This window comes from Bombilactobacillus thymidiniphilus, assembly GCF_023380245.1.
GTDB classification, from domain to species: domain Bacteria; phylum Bacillota; class Bacilli; order Lactobacillales; family Lactobacillaceae; genus Bombilactobacillus; species Bombilactobacillus thymidiniphilus.
On sequence record NZ_CP093365.1, the window covers coordinates 1,342,443 to 1,358,189 of the forward strand.

Sequence of the window (15,747 nt, forward strand, 5' to 3'; positions counted from 1 at the left end):
ATGACGACACATAAGCAACACATTTCACCTAAAGAACAACATCAGATCGTTTGGCGTTTATTGGGCTTTGCTGCTAAACATTGGAAGACTTTTTTTATAGCGGCTGTAGCTGTTATTGTCCAATCGCTGATGAACATTGTTTTGCCCCGTTTTTTGCAATATTACATGGATCATTATTTGGTGAAAGCTGCACTTTCCTTACAAGTTATTATTGGCAGTGCTTTACTATATCTTTTGGGTGTAGTAATTCGTTCAATCAGTCAATTTAGTACCACTTTTGCTTTTAACATGGGCAGTGAATATATGTTGGAAGATCTGAGACGTGCGCTTTTTGCTAAATTGCATCAATTAGGAATGAGTTATTTTGATCGAGTGGCTGCCGGTTCGATTGTTTCGCGCGTTAATAACGATACAATGTCAATTTCAGATTTTATGCAGGTGTTTTTGTCAGGCATGATCGGCTTATTTTCAGTGATTGCGGCTTTTATTGCAATGCTTATGACTGATAGAATGGCCGCTTTAGTTGTGTTGTTATTTTTGCCTTTGTTGCTGGTGGCGATTGCCTTATATAATAAGTATAGCTTAGTGGCTTATCGCTATATGCGACAAAAATTAAGTGAAATTAATACCCAAATTAGTGAAACGATTCAAGGAATTCAGATTATTCAAAATTTTCGACAACAAAAGCGTATTAATAAAGAATTTGCGAAAACTAATCAAGAATACTTTCAATCACGTAAATCAATGATTCGCATTAACTCATTATTACTATCGCCAATTGTTAATTTGCTGTACACTTTAGCTTTAGTTTGTGTGTTAGGCTTTTTAGGTTTTAGAAGTCAACATATCTTTTTACAAGCAGGGATGATTTATGCTTTTACAACTTATGTGAGTCAATTTTTCAACCCAATTACTAACTTAATGGATACTTTGTCTTTTTTCCAAGACGGGGTAGTGGCTGGACATCGCGCTTTTAAAATTTTGGATAGCCAAGAATATGGTCCTAAGCAATTAACACCAGTTGCTGGGAAAATAACTCAAGGTGCCGTGGAATTTCGTCATGTTAGTTTTGCTTATCCGGATGGACCGGAAATTTTACATGATGTTTCTTTTAAATTAAATCCAGGTGATCATCTAGGGATTGTGGGACACACAGGTAGTGGCAAAAGTACGATTATTAATATTATGTTGCGCTTTTATGAATATGGCACTGGTGAGATTTTGATTGATGGTTATGACCTGCGACATTTGCCAGTAACGCAAATTCGCCAGAAAATTGGTTTAGTACTGCAAAATTCCTATTTGTTTTATGGTGATATTAATTCTAATATTCGTTTATTTAATCAAAATATCAGTGATGAACAAATCAAAACAGCAGCACAATTAGTGAATGCGGATGAGTTTATTGAAAAATTACCGCAAAAATATCATACTTCCATCACACCCGGCGAAAGTGGTCTATCAGCCGGGCAGCGACAATTGATTTCTTTTGCTCGCACAATAGTTACTGACCCAACTATCTTGGTATTGGATGAAGCTACAGCAAATATTGATACGGAAACAGAAGATCAAATTCAGCAAGGTTTGAATAATTTGCGTTCTGGCAGAACGACTATCGCGATTGCTCATCGTTTATCAACAATCAAAAATTCTACCCAGATTTTAGTTTTGGATCAGGGGTGTGTTGTGGAATTAGGAACACATGAACAGTTAATACAACGCAAAGGTAAATATTATGAATTGTATAAATTGCAACAAAGTCAGATGTTATAGATTTTGAATATAAAAAAAGTAGCTGTAAGCTACTTTTTGATGATTATTATTTTTTAGTTGGCAAAACATATTTAAAATTAGGATCAATGGACTGATCGATTTTTTGCCAAGCCTGTTCAATTTGTTGATTAACCAATTCTGTATTAGTTTCATCAACTTTCATGCACCGTGAAATGCTGATTGGTTTACCAAATTTTACTGTGCAACGTTGCCGTTTTAGAAAATTTTTGAAACTCAAAGGACCTTGATAAACGACGGGAACAAGTTGCTTTTGAGATAATTTAGCAATCAAAACAGCGCCGCCTTTTAATTGACTAGAATAACGCGTTCCAGAAGGAAACATAATTAAACTTAGATTACGTTTGTTCAAATCTTTCACGGGTGTTTTAATGGTAGATGGTCCTGGGTGTTTGCGATCAACGGGGAATGCATTAGAATGTTTTAAAATAAAACGTAAAATTGGATTTTGAAATAATTCTTTTTTCGCCATAAAAGCACAAGGTGTTGGGCTAACAGCTAAGGCGAATAACAATGGTTCCCACCAGGTTCGGTGTGGTGCCACCATAATATAAGATTGATCCGTTGGTAAATTTTCTTTGCCTTCATAGTGGGTATTGCTATTTAGTAAGAAGACAATAAAGCGTACAATCGGAACAATTATTTTATAAAACATAAACTTTTACCTCAAATTTAAATTTTCGTATATTATTATAACAAAAAAGGAAAATAATAATGACTACAACTGTAGAATACGTGCCGGGATTTAATGTTGAATTACTGCAAGATACTGATTTATATCGTAGTTCAATTGATTCCGTTTTATTAGCACATTGGATTCAAGCACGTCCACATCAAATAGTAGTAGATTTGTGTAGTGGCAGTGGTATTATCGGTCTATGTGTTACACAAAAATTTCAAGTGACGACTTATTTATTTGAGTTGCAAGAGCAGTTAGCAACTTTAGCGCAACAATCCATTAACCGAAATCATTTGCAACAACAAGTCCAAATGATCAATAGCGATGTTAAAGATGTCTTACAATATTTGCCACATGATAGTACCGATATTATTAGTTGCAATCCGCCGTATTTTGCGCCTAAAGACACGCCAACATTAGGTAAATCATTGTCACACAATATTGCACGGCATGAAATATATTTTTCGCAAGAATTATTAGCTCAAACTGCTAGTAGCTTATTAAAAGATAATGGTGTGCTTTACTTAGTGTATCGCTTGGATCGCTTGTTTGAATTGTCTGAAATATTGAAACAACACCATTTGCCTATTAAGGAGTTGTTGTACATTCATCCACACGTTGGCGATGATGCTAATTTGGTACTTGTTAAGTGTCGAAAAACGATGCGCAGCAATGGCTTGAAAGTATGGCCTTCTTTAGTTTTATATAATAATGATGACACTTATACTAAGCAGTTACAGGATTTTATTAATGACTGAAAACATTTATAGTGTTTATATTGTGCTTTGTTGTGATGGCACTTTATATACTGGAATTTCTAATGACGTAAAAAAACGCTTAAAACAGCACAATAGTGGTCATGGAGCTAAATATACTAAGACACGGCGGCCGGTTAGCTTGCAATATCAAGAAATTGTAGGAGATCGCTCACAGGCCTCTAAAAGAGAATATGCCATCAAGCAATTATCGCGGCAACAAAAATGGGCTTTAATTAACCAACATTAAATTAAATAGTTGCATAAGTATGGTTATTTAAGTATAATGCTAGCTGTATTAAATACTCACGTTGGTTTTTGATTTGTTGGTGCACAATGTGTAGCAGATCAGTTAAGATCAGCGGTGGAAAAACCATGGAGGTCAAGTTAATGTCCGTATTATCAATGAAACAGTTACTAGAAGCAGGGGTGCATTTTGGTCACCAGACACGGCGCTGGAATCCCAAAATGAAGCCTTATATTTTCACACAAAGAAATGGTATTTATATCATTGACTTACAAAAAACAGTTCATATGATTGATGATGCTTATAATTTTGTGAAAGATGTTGCTGCTGATGATGGTGTCTTCTTGTTTGTTGGTACTAAAAAACAAGCACAAGATTCTATTGCTGAAGAAGCAACTCGTGCTGGTCAATACTTTGTTAATCATCGTTGGTTAGGTGGTACTTTGACTAACTGGGATACTATTCAAAGTCGGATCAAGCGTTTGAAGCAAATTAAACACATGGCTGAAGACGGTACTTTTGAACGTTTGCCTAAGAAAGAAACTGCTTTATTAGTTAAACAACAACAAAAATTGGAGAAATTCTTGGGTGGTATTGAAGATATGCCTAGAATTCCTGATGTAATGTTTATTGTGGATCCTCATAAAGAAAGTATCGCCGTTAAAGAAGCTCAAAAACTAAATATTCCAATCGTTGCAATGGTGGATACTAATACTGATCCTGATGATATTGATGTTATTATCCCTTCTAATGATGATGCTATTCGTGCTGTTCGTTTGATTACAGCTAAAATGGCTGATGCAATTATTGAAGGTCACCAAGGTGAAGAAAACATGGAAATGCCTGAACAACAAGAAGCAACTACTGATGATGGAGCTTCCATTGAAGAAGTTGTAGAAAATTCAGACAACCAATAAGATTTAATTATTTTAGACAAAAACTGTCTTGCATTACACAAGATAGTTTTTGTTGTGTAAACAAGATGTTTTAGGAGGACTTTAAATGACTAAAATTACTGCTGCACAAGTAAAAGAACTACGTGATAAGACTAGCGTTGGTATGATGGACGCTAAAAAAGCTTTAGTTGCTGCGGATGGTGACATGCAAAAGGCAATTGATGAATTACGTGAAAAAGGTGTTGCTAAAGCCGCTAAGAAAAATGATCGAATTGCTGCCGAAGGTGTTGCTGCAATCAAAATTGTTGGTAATGTTGCTGCATTAGTAGAAATCAATTCTGAGACTGATTTTGTGGCTTCTAATGATAAATTCACAAGTTTAGTCGCTGATATTGCTAATGCAATTGCTGCTAATAAACCGACTGATTTAAAAGCTGCTTTGCAATTGGAAGTAACTCCTGGAACTAGTGTACAAGATGCAATTACTAATTTAACAGCTGTGATTGGTGAAAAAATCACATTACGGCGTTTTGAAATTGTTGAAAAAAGTGATTCTGATAACTTTGGTTCTTACTTGCACAATGGCGGTCAAGTAGCTACTTTGGTTGTGCTTGACGGTGCTGATAGTGAGGCTGCACATGATGTGGCAATGCACGTGGCTGCCATTAATCCGGATTATTTAAATCGTGACGAAGTTCCTAGCAATGTAATTGATCACGAGCGTGAAGTATTTACTGAAGAAACAATTAATGAAGGCAAACCTGAAAAAATTGTTCCTAAGATTGTAGAAGGTCGTTTGAATAAGTATTTATCTGAAATTAGTTTAGCTGATCAAGATTTTGTTAAGGATCCAGATCAAACTGTTGCACAATTTGTAGCTTCTAAAAATGGCAAATTAGTTTCTTTTGATCGTTATGAAGTCGGCGAAGGTATTGAGAAAAAAGAAGAAAACTTTGTTGACGAAGTCATGGGTCAAATTAAATAAAAAAGCGCTTAGCGCTTTTTTTTTTTGGATTAAATCATGGTATCTGGTTTGATTATGTTAAAATATATAGAAGAAAATTGAAGGAGTTTGCAAATGTCCGTTAAATATCAACGAGTTGTTTTAAAATTAAGTGGAGAAGCCTTGGCTGGCGATGAAGGATTCGGTATCAATCCACCGATTATTAATACAATTGCGCAACAAATCAAAAAAGTTCATGATTTAGGTGTTCAAGTAGCGATTGTTTGCGGTGGTGGCAATATTTGGCGAGGCGAAACTGGTTTTGAAATGGGAATGGAACGTGCCCAAGCTGATTACATGGGAATGTTAGCTACAGTAATGAATGGCTTGGCGTTACAAGATGGTTTAGAAAGTATTGGTGTTCCTACGCGGGTGCAAACCTCAATTGAAATGCGGCAAATTGCAGAACCTTATATTAGGCGTAAAGCAATCAGACATTTAGAAAAAGGACGGGTAGTCATTTTTTCTGCGGGCACTGGCAGTCCTTACTTTTCAACAGATACAACTTCGGTACTACGAGCAGCTGAAGTTGGTGCTGATGTTATTTTGATGGCTAAAAATGGTGTGGATGGCGTTTATACAGCTGATCCACAAAAAGACGCGACAGCTGTTAAGTATGAAGAATTAACTCAATTAGATGTGATTAACAATAATCTGGGGGTTATGGATTCTACTGCTAGTTCGTTGTCGATGGATAACGATATTCCGCTGGTTGTTTTCAATTTGAACGAATCAGATAATATTTTACGAGTTGTGCAAGGTGAAAATATTGGCACGACTATTAAAGGAGCAAAAACTAATGACTAATGAGCTAATTGAACAAGCAAAACAACATATGCAAAAAAGTGAGGCATCTTTACAGCGTGAATTAGGACAAATACGTGCTGGTCGAGCTAATGCAAGTATTTTAAACGGTGTGACAGTGGAATATTACGGTGCACAAGTGCCACTTAATCAAGTAGCATCAATTAGTATTCCAGAAGCGCGAGTTATTTTGGTGACTCCATTTGATAAAAGCGCATTAAAAGATATCGAAAGAGCATTATTAGCTTCTGATGTCGGTATAAATCCAGCTAATGATGGCAGTGTAATTCGCCTAGTAATTCCGCAATTAACCGGTGAAAGACGGCAAGAGCTGGTTAAAGAAGTTGGCAAAATATCTGAAAATTGTAAGGTAGCGGTGCGTAATATTCGTCGTGATGCCATGGATAGTTTAAAGAAGCAACAAAAAAATAACGAAATTACGGATGATGAATTGCATGATTTAGAAAAGCAAGTGCAAAAAGTGACTGATGCTAGCATCCAAAATGTCGATCAAATTACGGCTGATAAATCTAAAGAATTAGTTGAAATTTAATTTAGTTTTGCTTTATTTAGGTGCGAAATTTTAGGGACTAGATGGCAGATCAAGTCCCTTTATTAAACTATTTGGTAGAGGTTTTGGATTATGTTAGATCAAACGCTGCCGCAACATGTAGCAATCATTATGGATGGTAATGGTCGATGGGCGGCAAAGCAAGGATTGCCACGAATCGCGGGGCATCGTAAGGGAATGAACAATCTTAAAACCATTGCTAGTTCTGCTAGTGATTTAGGGATTAAAGCTTTGACAGTTTATGCTTTTTCCACGGAGAATTGGGCACGACCATCATCTGAAGTTAAGTTCATAATGAATTTGCCAATTGATTTTTTCAGTAAGTTTATGCCTGATTTAATAGCGAATGATGTACGGGTTTTGGTTACCGGCATGACAGAAGAATTACCTGAGAAAACGCGGGAGGTTTGCCAAAAAGCGGTGCGCCAAACAGCGGATAATCAAGGAATGATCTTGAATTTTGCTTTTAATTATGGTGCCAGAAGCGATATTTTGAATGCCGTAAAATCATTCAGTCGCCAAGCAATAGATAATCCACAAGCTATTGATGAATTATCTGAACGTGATTTTGGCACATATTTAAGAACAGCGCAGTTGGGTTCTTTGCAAAATCCTGATCTGTTAATTCGAACTGGCGGTGAAAAAAGATTATCTAACTTTTATTTATGGGAGTTAGCTTACTCTGAATTAGTATTTGTTGATGAATACTGGCCTGATTATTCGCCAGATAATTTGCAACGTGATTTAGCTATTTTTCGTCAGCGTGAACGTCGCTATGGCAAGATAATTGATGAACAATAAGTGAGGATTATTTTTTGAAAACAAGAGTTATTACGGCTATTGTCGCTTTATTGATTTTTATTCCAATTTTAATCGTTGGTGGCTTTTGGATTGATTTAGCTGCTTCTGTATTGGCAGTTATTGGCTTATCAGAAATCTACATTATGCGTAAAAGGATCATTGTATCTTTAGATTTTTTTATTGGTGCAATTGGGGTTTTATTACTTTCGTTGCCTGAAAAGGCTTTAACTTGGTTACCGGCAGATTTTTCACGTTTTGATTTAGCCTATGTTTTTGTAGTATTACTATTGATCTTGATGGTCTTTACAAAGAATAATTATAATTTTGAGGATGCTGGAACCACTATATTATCAATGTTTTACATTGGTAATGGTTTTCATTATTTAGCTGCAATCCGTAATGCTGATAACGGAGGGCTATCTTTGTTACTATTTGGCATGATCATTGTTTGGGTAACAGATAGTGGCGCATATTTAGTCGGTCGTCAATTTGGTAAGCATAAGCTATATCCAGCAATTAGTCCGAATAAGACTTGGGAAGGTTCTATTGGTGGTATTGTTTGTGCAATGATTTTTGCCTGGCTTTACGTTATTGTATTCCAACAAGCCAGCAATTTATCAACGTTACCGCATAATATTTGGTTGGTTATCGGAATAGCTTTTTTATTATCCGTTGTCGGACAAATTGGAGATCTAGTTGAGTCAGCATACAAGCGTTTTTACAATGTGAAAGATTCGGGGAAAATTTTACCTGGACATGGCGGCATTTTAGATCGCTTTGACAGTATGTTGTTTGTGTTGCCATTAATTCATGCATTAGGGTTTATTTAGCCTAGAGGGGGAATTATTTGTTAGCAATTATTACATTTATTATTGTTTTTGGGCTAATCGTTTTAGTTCATGAATTTGGGCATTATTTTGTTGCAAAACGTTCGGGAATTTTAGTGCGGCAATTTTCAATTGGCATGGGTCCTAAATTGGTTTCTTACACACGCAATCATACTTTATATGTAATTCGTTTATTGCCTTTAGGTGGTTATGTGATGATGGCAGGTGCTGAAGATGATGATGACGAATTAAAACCTGGTACAGTAGTTGGGTTAAAAATAAATGATCAAAATGAAGTGGTCGAAATTGATAATTCTCAAAATACTAATAATGATTTGGTGCCACTACAAGTAATTCAAAGTGATCTGCAAAAAGATTTGTTCATTGAAGGCTATGAAGCTGGCGATGATCAAACTGTGAAACGCTTTGCTGTTAACCATGATGCGATCATAATTGACGAAACTGGTGCGCCAATGCAAATTGCACCGATTGATGTGCAGTTTAATTCGGCCAGTTTGAAAAATCGTTTGGTAACTAATTTAGCGGGACCTTTTAATAATATTGTTTTTGGGATCTTGGTTTATATATTTAGTGCCTTTTTATTGGGTGGTGCGCCAGTTAGCACTAGCCAACTTGGCACTATTCAAGCTAATTCGCCTGCTGAACATGCACATTTGCAATCTGGTGATCAAATTGTTCAAGTAGGTCATCATAAAATTGACAATTGGGATCAATTAGTTACAGAAATTCAAAAACGACCTAATCAAAAGACAAATTTGGTTGTTAAAAATACCAAAGGGCAGTCGCGATCAGTGGTGATTACGCCAAAATCGGTGGCAGAAAATAAACAAAAAATTGGTCAAATCGGTATTACTCAAGCGCGTAATCATGATTTTGGCGCGACTTTGCAGTATGGTTTTCAGTCAGCTTTTGCAGCAGTTGCGACAATAGTTAATGCTTTGAAAAATATGGTAACTGGTGGCTTTAATATTAATCAACTTGGTGGTCCAGTGGCTATCTATTCAGAAACTAGTCAAGTAGCAGCAATGGGTTGGAAACAAGTTGTACTGTTTGTTGCTTGGTTATCTATTAATTTGGGTATTATGAATATGTTGCCAATTCCTGCTTTAGATGGCGGTAAAGTTTTGTTAAACATCATTGAGGGAATAAGACGTAAACCGGTTTCACAAAAAACTGAAATAGTAGTTAATTTAATTGGTGTTGGTTTGTTAGTTATTTTGATGGTGGCGGTAACATGGAACGATATTACGCGCTTTTTCATTAAATAACGTTATTTGGAGGGTGAGAGTATGCGACAATCACGGGTTTTAATACCAACTTTAAAGGAGACACCTAATGGTGCTGAAGCAATTAGTCATCAGTTAATGTTACGTGCGGGATACATTAGCCAGATTTCTGCTGGTAATTACGCTTACTTGCCGTTAGCTTATCGAGTTTTACAAAATATTGAAAAGATTATTCGTGAAGAAATGGCCAAAATTGATGCTGCAGAAATTTTGTTACCGGGTTTGTTGCCAGCCGAATTGTGGCAGGAGAGTGGCCGTTATGATACTTATGGCGCTAATCTATTTAAATTACAGGATCGGCATGAACGGGACTTTATTTTGGGTCCAACTCATGAAGAAACAATGACTTTTTTGGTCAGGAATGTATTGAATTCTTACAAAAAAATGCCTAAAGTGTTGTACCAAATTCAAACTAAATATCGTGATGAGGATCGACCACGCTATGGTTTGTTACGTGGACGTGAATTCATTATGAAAGATGCTTATTCTTTTACGGCCAATAAAGAAGATTTAGATGTTATTTTTGATCAAATGGAACAAGCTTATCGCAATATTTATGATCGGTGTCATTTAGAATATCGTACTATTTTAGGTGATAACGGTGATATGGGGGGAAGTGGTTCCAAAGAATTTTCTGCAATTGCGCCGGTGGGTGAAGATACGATTGTATACTCTGATGTTAGTGATTATGCAGCTAATTTAGAAATGGCAACTAGTATTATTGCGCCTAATCCTGACCAAGCACCAAAACCATTAGAAGAAGTTTCTACTGATCATGGTCAAACGATGACGGATTTAGCTGCTTTGTTAGATATTAATTTACAGCAAACTATTAAAAGTGTCGCTTATATAGCTGATGGTCAACCTGTTCTAGTTATTATTCGGGGTGATTTTGAAGTTAATGATGTTAAATTAAAAAACCATTTACATGCTGTAGATTTACGCTTGGCGACTGATGATGAAGTTATTCAAAACTTTCAAAGTGTTATTGGTTTTGTTGGTCCGGTTAATTTGCCCAGTGATGTTCGTTTGATAGCAGATTTGTCAATTGATAATTTAGCTAATGCTGCTTGCGGTTCCAATGTTGAAAATATGCAACTTAAAAATGTTAATGCTTCCCGTGATTATCAACCTGAGGAATATACGGATATTCGCCTAGTTAAAGAGGGCGAATTGTCACCAGATAACAAAGGTGTGTTACAATTTACGCGAGGAATTGAGATTGGGCATATTTTTAAGTTGGGTACAAAATATTCTGAAAGTATGCATGCTAATTTCTTGGATGAAAATGGTAAACAAAAACCGATTATTATGGGAAGTTATGGCATTGGAGTTAGCCGTTTATTGTCAGCTATTGTGGAGCAAAATCATGACGAAGCAGGGATGATTTGGTCATGGGATTTAGCCCCATATCAAGTTCACGTTGTGGCAGTTAATACTAAAGATGAAGCTCAAGTTGCTTTAGCTGAACAATTAGAAACGACTTTGAATGATGAGGGTTTATCAGTTTTATATGATGATCGCAAAGAGCGACCAGGTGTAAAATTTGCAGAATCAGATTTGTTAGGTATCCCAGTCCGTATTACAGTTGGTAAAAAGGCTAGCGACAATATCGTTGAAATTAAATTGCGCCAGCAAGCTGAATCAATTGAAGTAGCTGTGGATGATGTGGAAGATACAATTAAAATCTTATTACAAAATAACGATTAGAATTATTTGAGGTGATTTTTTGGCAAATTCTGATCCACGTGAATTATTTCAAACTTTACTAGAGCAAATTGAATTGCCAATGGATTTGCGTCAGCAAGTGTTGTTTCAAACAGCACGTATACGAAAAGTAGAAGTCCATACTGAATCTCAGCGATGGACTTTTATTTTCGAATTTGCACAAATTCTCCCATTGACAACTTTTAAATTGTTTAAAAAATATCTTGAGGCTGGTTTTCAGGGCGTTAAGAAAATTGATTTATTGATCAAGACTTCTGACCAACAATTTGACCAACAATTATTAACTTCTTATTGGGAATACGTGGTCCAACAAATTTCACCCAATTCTTCTATTATGAAAGAACTAGCTTTACAAAAAGGTCCAGTATTACAAAACGGGCGTGTTTTATTAGCCGTAGATAATGATGTTTTAAAACAATATTTGTCACAACAATATTTAGCGTTAATTGAGCAAGTTTATGCTGATGTGGGTTTTCCCAAATTCAAAATCAAGTTATTAATTGATAATTCACAAACGCAAGCTCAGATTGAAGATTTACGTAAGCAACAAGTCAAACAACAACAAGCCATTAGTGTAGCTGCTTCCAGTAAAAAAGCTAAGCAAAATACTTTTAATGAAATAGCGCACCACGTTTTAGGTAAGAAAATAGCTAATGATGCGCCGCTGGTCTCCATGGCGGAAATTTCAGAAGAGCAACAATCTGTAGTTGTAGAGGGTTATATTTTTAGTAGTGAAGTGCGTAATTTACGTTCAGGGCGGCAATTACTAATTTTGGAGATGACAGATTATACTTCATCTTTTGTTGTAAAGAAATTTTCTAAAAATGGTGAATCAGATGATGTTTTTGCAGCTTTTACCCGAGGTCATTGGGCAAAAGTGCGTGGTTCTGTACAAGAGGATAACTATTCGCGTGAATTGACGATTAATGCTTACGACATTATGTTGATTCAGAAATTAGGTCGCCAGGATCAAGCAACAGATAAAAGAATTGAGCTACATGTTCATACTAATATGAGTCAAATGGATGCAGTTAGTTCAACGACTGATCTGGTCAAACGAGCTGCTGATTGGGGACACGAAGCTATTGCGATTACTGATCATTCGACCGCACAATCTTTTCCTGATGCTTATAGCGCTGGGCAAAAATATGGCGTGAAAATAATTTACGGGATTGAAGCTAATTTGGTTGATGAAGGTGAATCGATTGCCTATAACTTGCGCGATGAAGTTTTAGAAACTGCAGAATATGTTATTTTTGATGTAGAAACAACAGGTTTATCGGCGGTTTATGATTCGATTATTGAATTAGCAGCGGTTAAGATGTGTAACGGTAAAGTGCTGGCAGAATTTGATGAATTTATTGATCCTGGCAAACCACTGTCTGCGACAACGATTAATTTAACTTCTATTACCGATGAAATGGTGCATAACAGTAACACAGAACAAGAAGCCATGGATAAATTTGCTCAATTTATGGGCGACGCAATTCTAGTCGGACATAATGTAACTTTTGATATTGGTTTTTTGAATGCTGCGCGACGACGAAGTGGTTATGATCCTGTCGCAGTTCCTGTAATCGATACGTTAGAAATGTCTCGTACGTTGCATTCTGAATATCGTAATCATAAATTAGATAGTTTAGCTAAGCGTTACAATATCAAATTGGAACATCACCATCGAGCTAATTCGGATGCGCTGACGACAGGCTGTTTGATGTATACTCTGTTGAAAGAAATGCAAGATCAATTTCAAACTTTGAATGTTTTACAGCTAAATGATCATTTGGGTGGCAAGGAAGCTTATAAGCAGGCTCGTCCGTATCATGCTATTTTGTTAGCACAAACCCAGGATGGCTTAAAAAATTTGTTCAAGATAATTTCTAGTTCTATGACAGAATATTATTTTCGAACTCCAAGAGTGCCCCGCCGACTATTGAATGAATATCGTACGGGTATTTTAGTAGGTTCAGCTTGTAGTTCAGGTGAAGTATTTACGACGATGATGCAAAAAGGTTATGATGATGCCTACCAGAAAGCTCAATTTTATGATTATTTAGAAGTTATGCCACATGCTATTTATCAACCATTGTTAGATTCTGGCTTAATCAATGATCAAAAAGCACTAGAAGATATTTTGGCTAATATTGTTAAACTAGGGGGGGAATTAGATAAGCCAGTGGTGGCTAGTGGTGATGTACATTACTTGGATCCTAAAGATGCTATTTATCGCGAGATTATTGTGAAAGCTGTTAAAAGTAATCCTTTGGCACGTCAGCAATTACCTTTGGCTGATTTTAAGACTACCGATGAGATGCTACAAGATTTTGCATGGCTAGGTGCTGAAAAAGCGCATGAAGTGGTGGTCGATAATCCCCGTAAAGTGGCAGAGATGATTGATGAGATTGTACCGGTTAAGGATAAATTGTATACACCCAAAATGCCGGGAGCAGAACAAGAAATTCAAGATTTAACTTATACTCAAGCGAAAACTTTATATGGCGATCCGTTACCGGAGATTGTGGCACAACGTTTAGACAAAGAATTGAAAAGTATTATTGGTAATGGATTTTCAGTGATTTATTTAATTTCACAACGTTTGGTGCATAAAAGTAACAAAGATGGTTATTTAGTTGGCTCGCGGGGATCAGTTGGTTCAAGTCTGGTGGCGACAATGACTGGGATTACTGAGGTTAACCCGTTGCCACCACATTATCGTTGTTCAAAATGTCATTATTCCCAGTTTTTTACTAATGGTGAAGTGGGTTCTGGTTTTGATTTGCCAGATAAGCAATGCCCGCAATGTGGCAGTGATTTAAGCAAAGATGGTCATGATATTCCTTTTGAAACTTTTTTAGGCTTTAAAGGAGATAAGGTGCCAGATATTGATTTAAACTTTTCTGGCGATTATCAACCAATTGCGCACAATTATACAAAAGTATTGTTTGGGGAAGATCATGTATTTCGTGCAGGTACGATTGGTACAGTGGCTGATCGTACCGCATATGGTTACGTAAGTAACTTTGAAGAACTAACAGATCAAAAATTTCGTGGTGCAGAAAAAGATCGCTTAGCAAGTGGTGCAACTGGTGTTAAGCGCACTACTGGACAGCATCCGGCGGGTATTATTGTAGTGCCTGATTATATGGATATTTATGATTTTACACCGATCCAATATCCGGCTGATGATCAAAGTGCAGCTTGGAAAACGACTCATTTTGATTTTCATTCTATCCATGATAATATTTTAAAACTTGATATTTTAGGACATGATGATCCGACTATGATTCGGATGTTGCAAGATTTATCTGGCATTGATCCACAAACTATTCCAACTGATGATCCAGGAGTTATGGCACTATTTTCGGGCACAGAATCTTTAGGTGTTACACCTGAGCAAATTGACTCTAAAATGGGTACTTTAGGTGTACCAGAATTTGGGACGCGTTTTGTACGAGGAATGTTGGAAGAAACCCACCCAACAACTTTTTCAGAATTATTGCAAATTTCTGGCCTTTCTCATGGTACTGATGTTTGGTTAGGTAATGCGGAAGAATATATTCAGCAAGGTATTGTAACTTTAAAAGATGTGATTGGGTGTCGGGATAATATTATGATGGACTTAATTCATTGGGGGATGGAGCCGCAATTAGCGTTTCAGATTATGGAACATGTCCGTAAGGGGAAAGGAATTCCTGATGATTGGCAAGAGCAAATGCGGGCGCATAAAGATATTCCTGATTGGTATATTGAATCATGTTTAAAAATTAAGTATATGTTCCCTAAAGCTCATGCAACAGCTTACATCATGATGGCTTTGCGAATTGCCTATTTTAAAGTTCATTTTCCAATTATTTATTATTGTGCTTATTTATCCGTGCGTGCTGACACTTATGATCTAAAAGCGATGGCTAGTGGTAAAACGGCGGTTAAAGAGGCAATGAAAGCAATTAATAGTCAAGGCAATGATGCTAGTCAAAAAGATAAAAGTACTCTGACTGTTTTAGAAATTGCTAATGAATGTTTAGAGCGGGGAATAGCAATTCAAATGGTGGATATTGAAAAATCAGACTCGTTGAATTTTAAAATTATTGATGAACATACTTTGTTAGCGCCATTTGTTGCGGTGCCAAGTTTAGGTACTAATGTGGCTAAACAAATTGTAGCTGCTCGCGAAGAACAACCTTTTTTATCAAAGGAGGATCTTTCCAAGCGTGGAAAAGTGTCGCAGTCAATTATTGAATATTTAACGACTAACCATGTTTTAGATGATTTACCTGACGAAAACCAGTTATCCTTATTTTAATTGTGTATTTAACAGTATTTTGTGCTTTTTGCAGT

The 15,747-nt window shown here is 36.4% G+C and carries 13 protein-coding genes; 12 read left to right on the top strand and 1 reads right to left on the bottom strand.

Annotated features, from left to right (window positions below):
- On the top strand, positions 1 to 1,773 hold the full coding sequence (locus MOO47_RS06840) for an ABC transporter ATP-binding protein (protein ID WP_249512710.1): 1,773 nt from the start codon (positions 1 to 3) through the stop codon (positions 1,771 to 1,773).
- Positions 1,774 to 1,819: 46 nt separating this feature from the next.
- Here the strand turns inward: MOO47_RS06840 and MOO47_RS06845 are convergent, their stop codons facing one another.
- Positions 1,820 to 2,446: a lysophospholipid acyltransferase family protein gene (locus MOO47_RS06845; RefSeq protein ID WP_249512711.1), complete on the bottom strand. Its 627-nt coding sequence runs from the start codon at positions 2,444 to 2,446 to the stop codon at positions 1,820 to 1,822.
- A 59-nt stretch (positions 2,447 to 2,505) separates the two neighbouring features.
- Between MOO47_RS06845 and MOO47_RS06850 the strand changes: the two genes are divergently transcribed.
- From MOO47_RS06850 to MOO47_RS06900, 11 genes are all read left to right on the top strand, one after another.
- A complete protein-coding gene (locus tag MOO47_RS06850) occupies positions 2,506 to 3,228 on the top strand; it encodes a tRNA1(Val) (adenine(37)-N6)-methyltransferase (protein ID WP_249512712.1) in 723 nt (240 codons plus the stop codon).
- Positions 3,221 to 3,475: a GIY-YIG nuclease family protein gene (locus MOO47_RS06855; protein WP_249512713.1), complete on the top strand. Its 255-nt coding sequence runs from the start codon at positions 3,221 to 3,223 to the stop codon at positions 3,473 to 3,475. Before MOO47_RS06850 ends, MOO47_RS06855 begins: the two co-directional genes overlap by 8 nt.
- Before the next feature lie 140 nt (positions 3,476 to 3,615).
- Entirely contained in the window at positions 3,616 to 4,389 is a 774-nt protein-coding gene (gene rpsB / locus MOO47_RS06860) for a 30S ribosomal protein S2 (protein WP_249512714.1), read from the top strand.
- A gap of 85 nt (positions 4,390 to 4,474) precedes the next feature.
- Positions 4,475 to 5,353, top strand: coding sequence for a translation elongation factor Ts (gene tsf, locus MOO47_RS06865; RefSeq protein ID WP_249512715.1), 879 nt, complete (start codon positions 4,475 to 4,477; stop codon positions 5,351 to 5,353).
- 93 nt (positions 5,354 to 5,446) lie between these two features.
- Positions 5,447 to 6,178: a UMP kinase gene (pyrH, locus tag MOO47_RS06870; RefSeq protein WP_249512716.1), complete on the top strand. Its 732-nt coding sequence runs from the start codon at positions 5,447 to 5,449 to the stop codon at positions 6,176 to 6,178.
- Entirely contained in the window at positions 6,171 to 6,728 is a 558-nt protein-coding gene (frr, locus tag MOO47_RS06875; protein WP_249512717.1) for a ribosome recycling factor, read from the top strand. The genes pyrH and frr overlap by 8 nt, the downstream gene beginning before the upstream one ends.
- Positions 6,729 to 6,818: 90 nt before the next feature.
- Positions 6,819 to 7,547: an isoprenyl transferase gene (locus MOO47_RS06880; protein WP_249512718.1), complete on the top strand. Its 729-nt coding sequence runs from the start codon at positions 6,819 to 6,821 to the stop codon at positions 7,545 to 7,547.
- A 14-nt stretch (positions 7,548 to 7,561) separates the two neighbouring features.
- Positions 7,562 to 8,377 carry a phosphatidate cytidylyltransferase gene (locus MOO47_RS06885; RefSeq protein WP_249512719.1) on the top strand — a complete coding sequence of 272 codons (816 nt, stop codon included), beginning with the start codon at positions 7,562 to 7,564 and terminating at the stop codon, positions 8,375 to 8,377.
- Between the two features lie 17 nt (positions 8,378 to 8,394).
- Positions 8,395 to 9,663 (top strand): RIP metalloprotease RseP, encoded by a 1,269-nt coding sequence (rseP, locus tag MOO47_RS06890; RefSeq protein WP_249512720.1) that lies wholly within the window; start codon positions 8,395 to 8,397, stop codon positions 9,661 to 9,663.
- A gap of 21 nt (positions 9,664 to 9,684) precedes the next feature.
- Positions 9,685 to 11,391 (top strand): proline--tRNA ligase, encoded by a 1,707-nt coding sequence (locus MOO47_RS06895; protein ID WP_249512721.1) that lies wholly within the window; start codon positions 9,685 to 9,687, stop codon positions 11,389 to 11,391.
- Between the two features lie 19 nt (positions 11,392 to 11,410).
- Positions 11,411 to 15,712 carry a PolC-type DNA polymerase III gene (locus MOO47_RS06900; RefSeq protein WP_260523902.1) on the top strand — a complete coding sequence of 1,434 codons (4,302 nt, stop codon included), beginning with the start codon at positions 11,411 to 11,413 and terminating at the stop codon, positions 15,710 to 15,712.
- Positions 15,713 to 15,747: the final 35 nt, after the last annotated feature.

Bases quoted from the DNA above. Each gene is read 5' to 3' on its own strand.
- MOO47_RS06840 (WP_249512710.1), top strand. From the start codon at position 1: ATGACGACACATAAGCAACACATTTCACCTAAAGAACAACATCAGATC.
- MOO47_RS06845 (WP_249512711.1), bottom strand. From the start codon at position 2,446: ATGTTTTATAAAATAATTGTTCCGATTGTACGCTTTATTGTCTTCTTA.
- MOO47_RS06850 (WP_249512712.1), top strand. From the start codon at position 2,506: ATGACTACAACTGTAGAATACGTGCCGGGATTTAATGTTGAATTACTG.
- MOO47_RS06855 (WP_249512713.1), top strand. From the start codon at position 3,221: ATGACTGAAAACATTTATAGTGTTTATATTGTGCTTTGTTGTGATGGC.
- rpsB (WP_249512714.1), top strand. From the start codon at position 3,616: ATGTCCGTATTATCAATGAAACAGTTACTAGAAGCAGGGGTGCATTTT.
- tsf (WP_249512715.1), top strand. From the start codon at position 4,475: ATGACTAAAATTACTGCTGCACAAGTAAAAGAACTACGTGATAAGACT.
- pyrH (WP_249512716.1), top strand. From the start codon at position 5,447: ATGTCCGTTAAATATCAACGAGTTGTTTTAAAATTAAGTGGAGAAGCC.
- frr (WP_249512717.1), top strand. From the start codon at position 6,171: ATGACTAATGAGCTAATTGAACAAGCAAAACAACATATGCAAAAAAGT.
- MOO47_RS06880 (WP_249512718.1), top strand. From the start codon at position 6,819: ATGTTAGATCAAACGCTGCCGCAACATGTAGCAATCATTATGGATGGT.
- MOO47_RS06895 (WP_249512721.1), top strand. From the start codon at position 9,685: ATGCGACAATCACGGGTTTTAATACCAACTTTAAAGGAGACACCTAAT.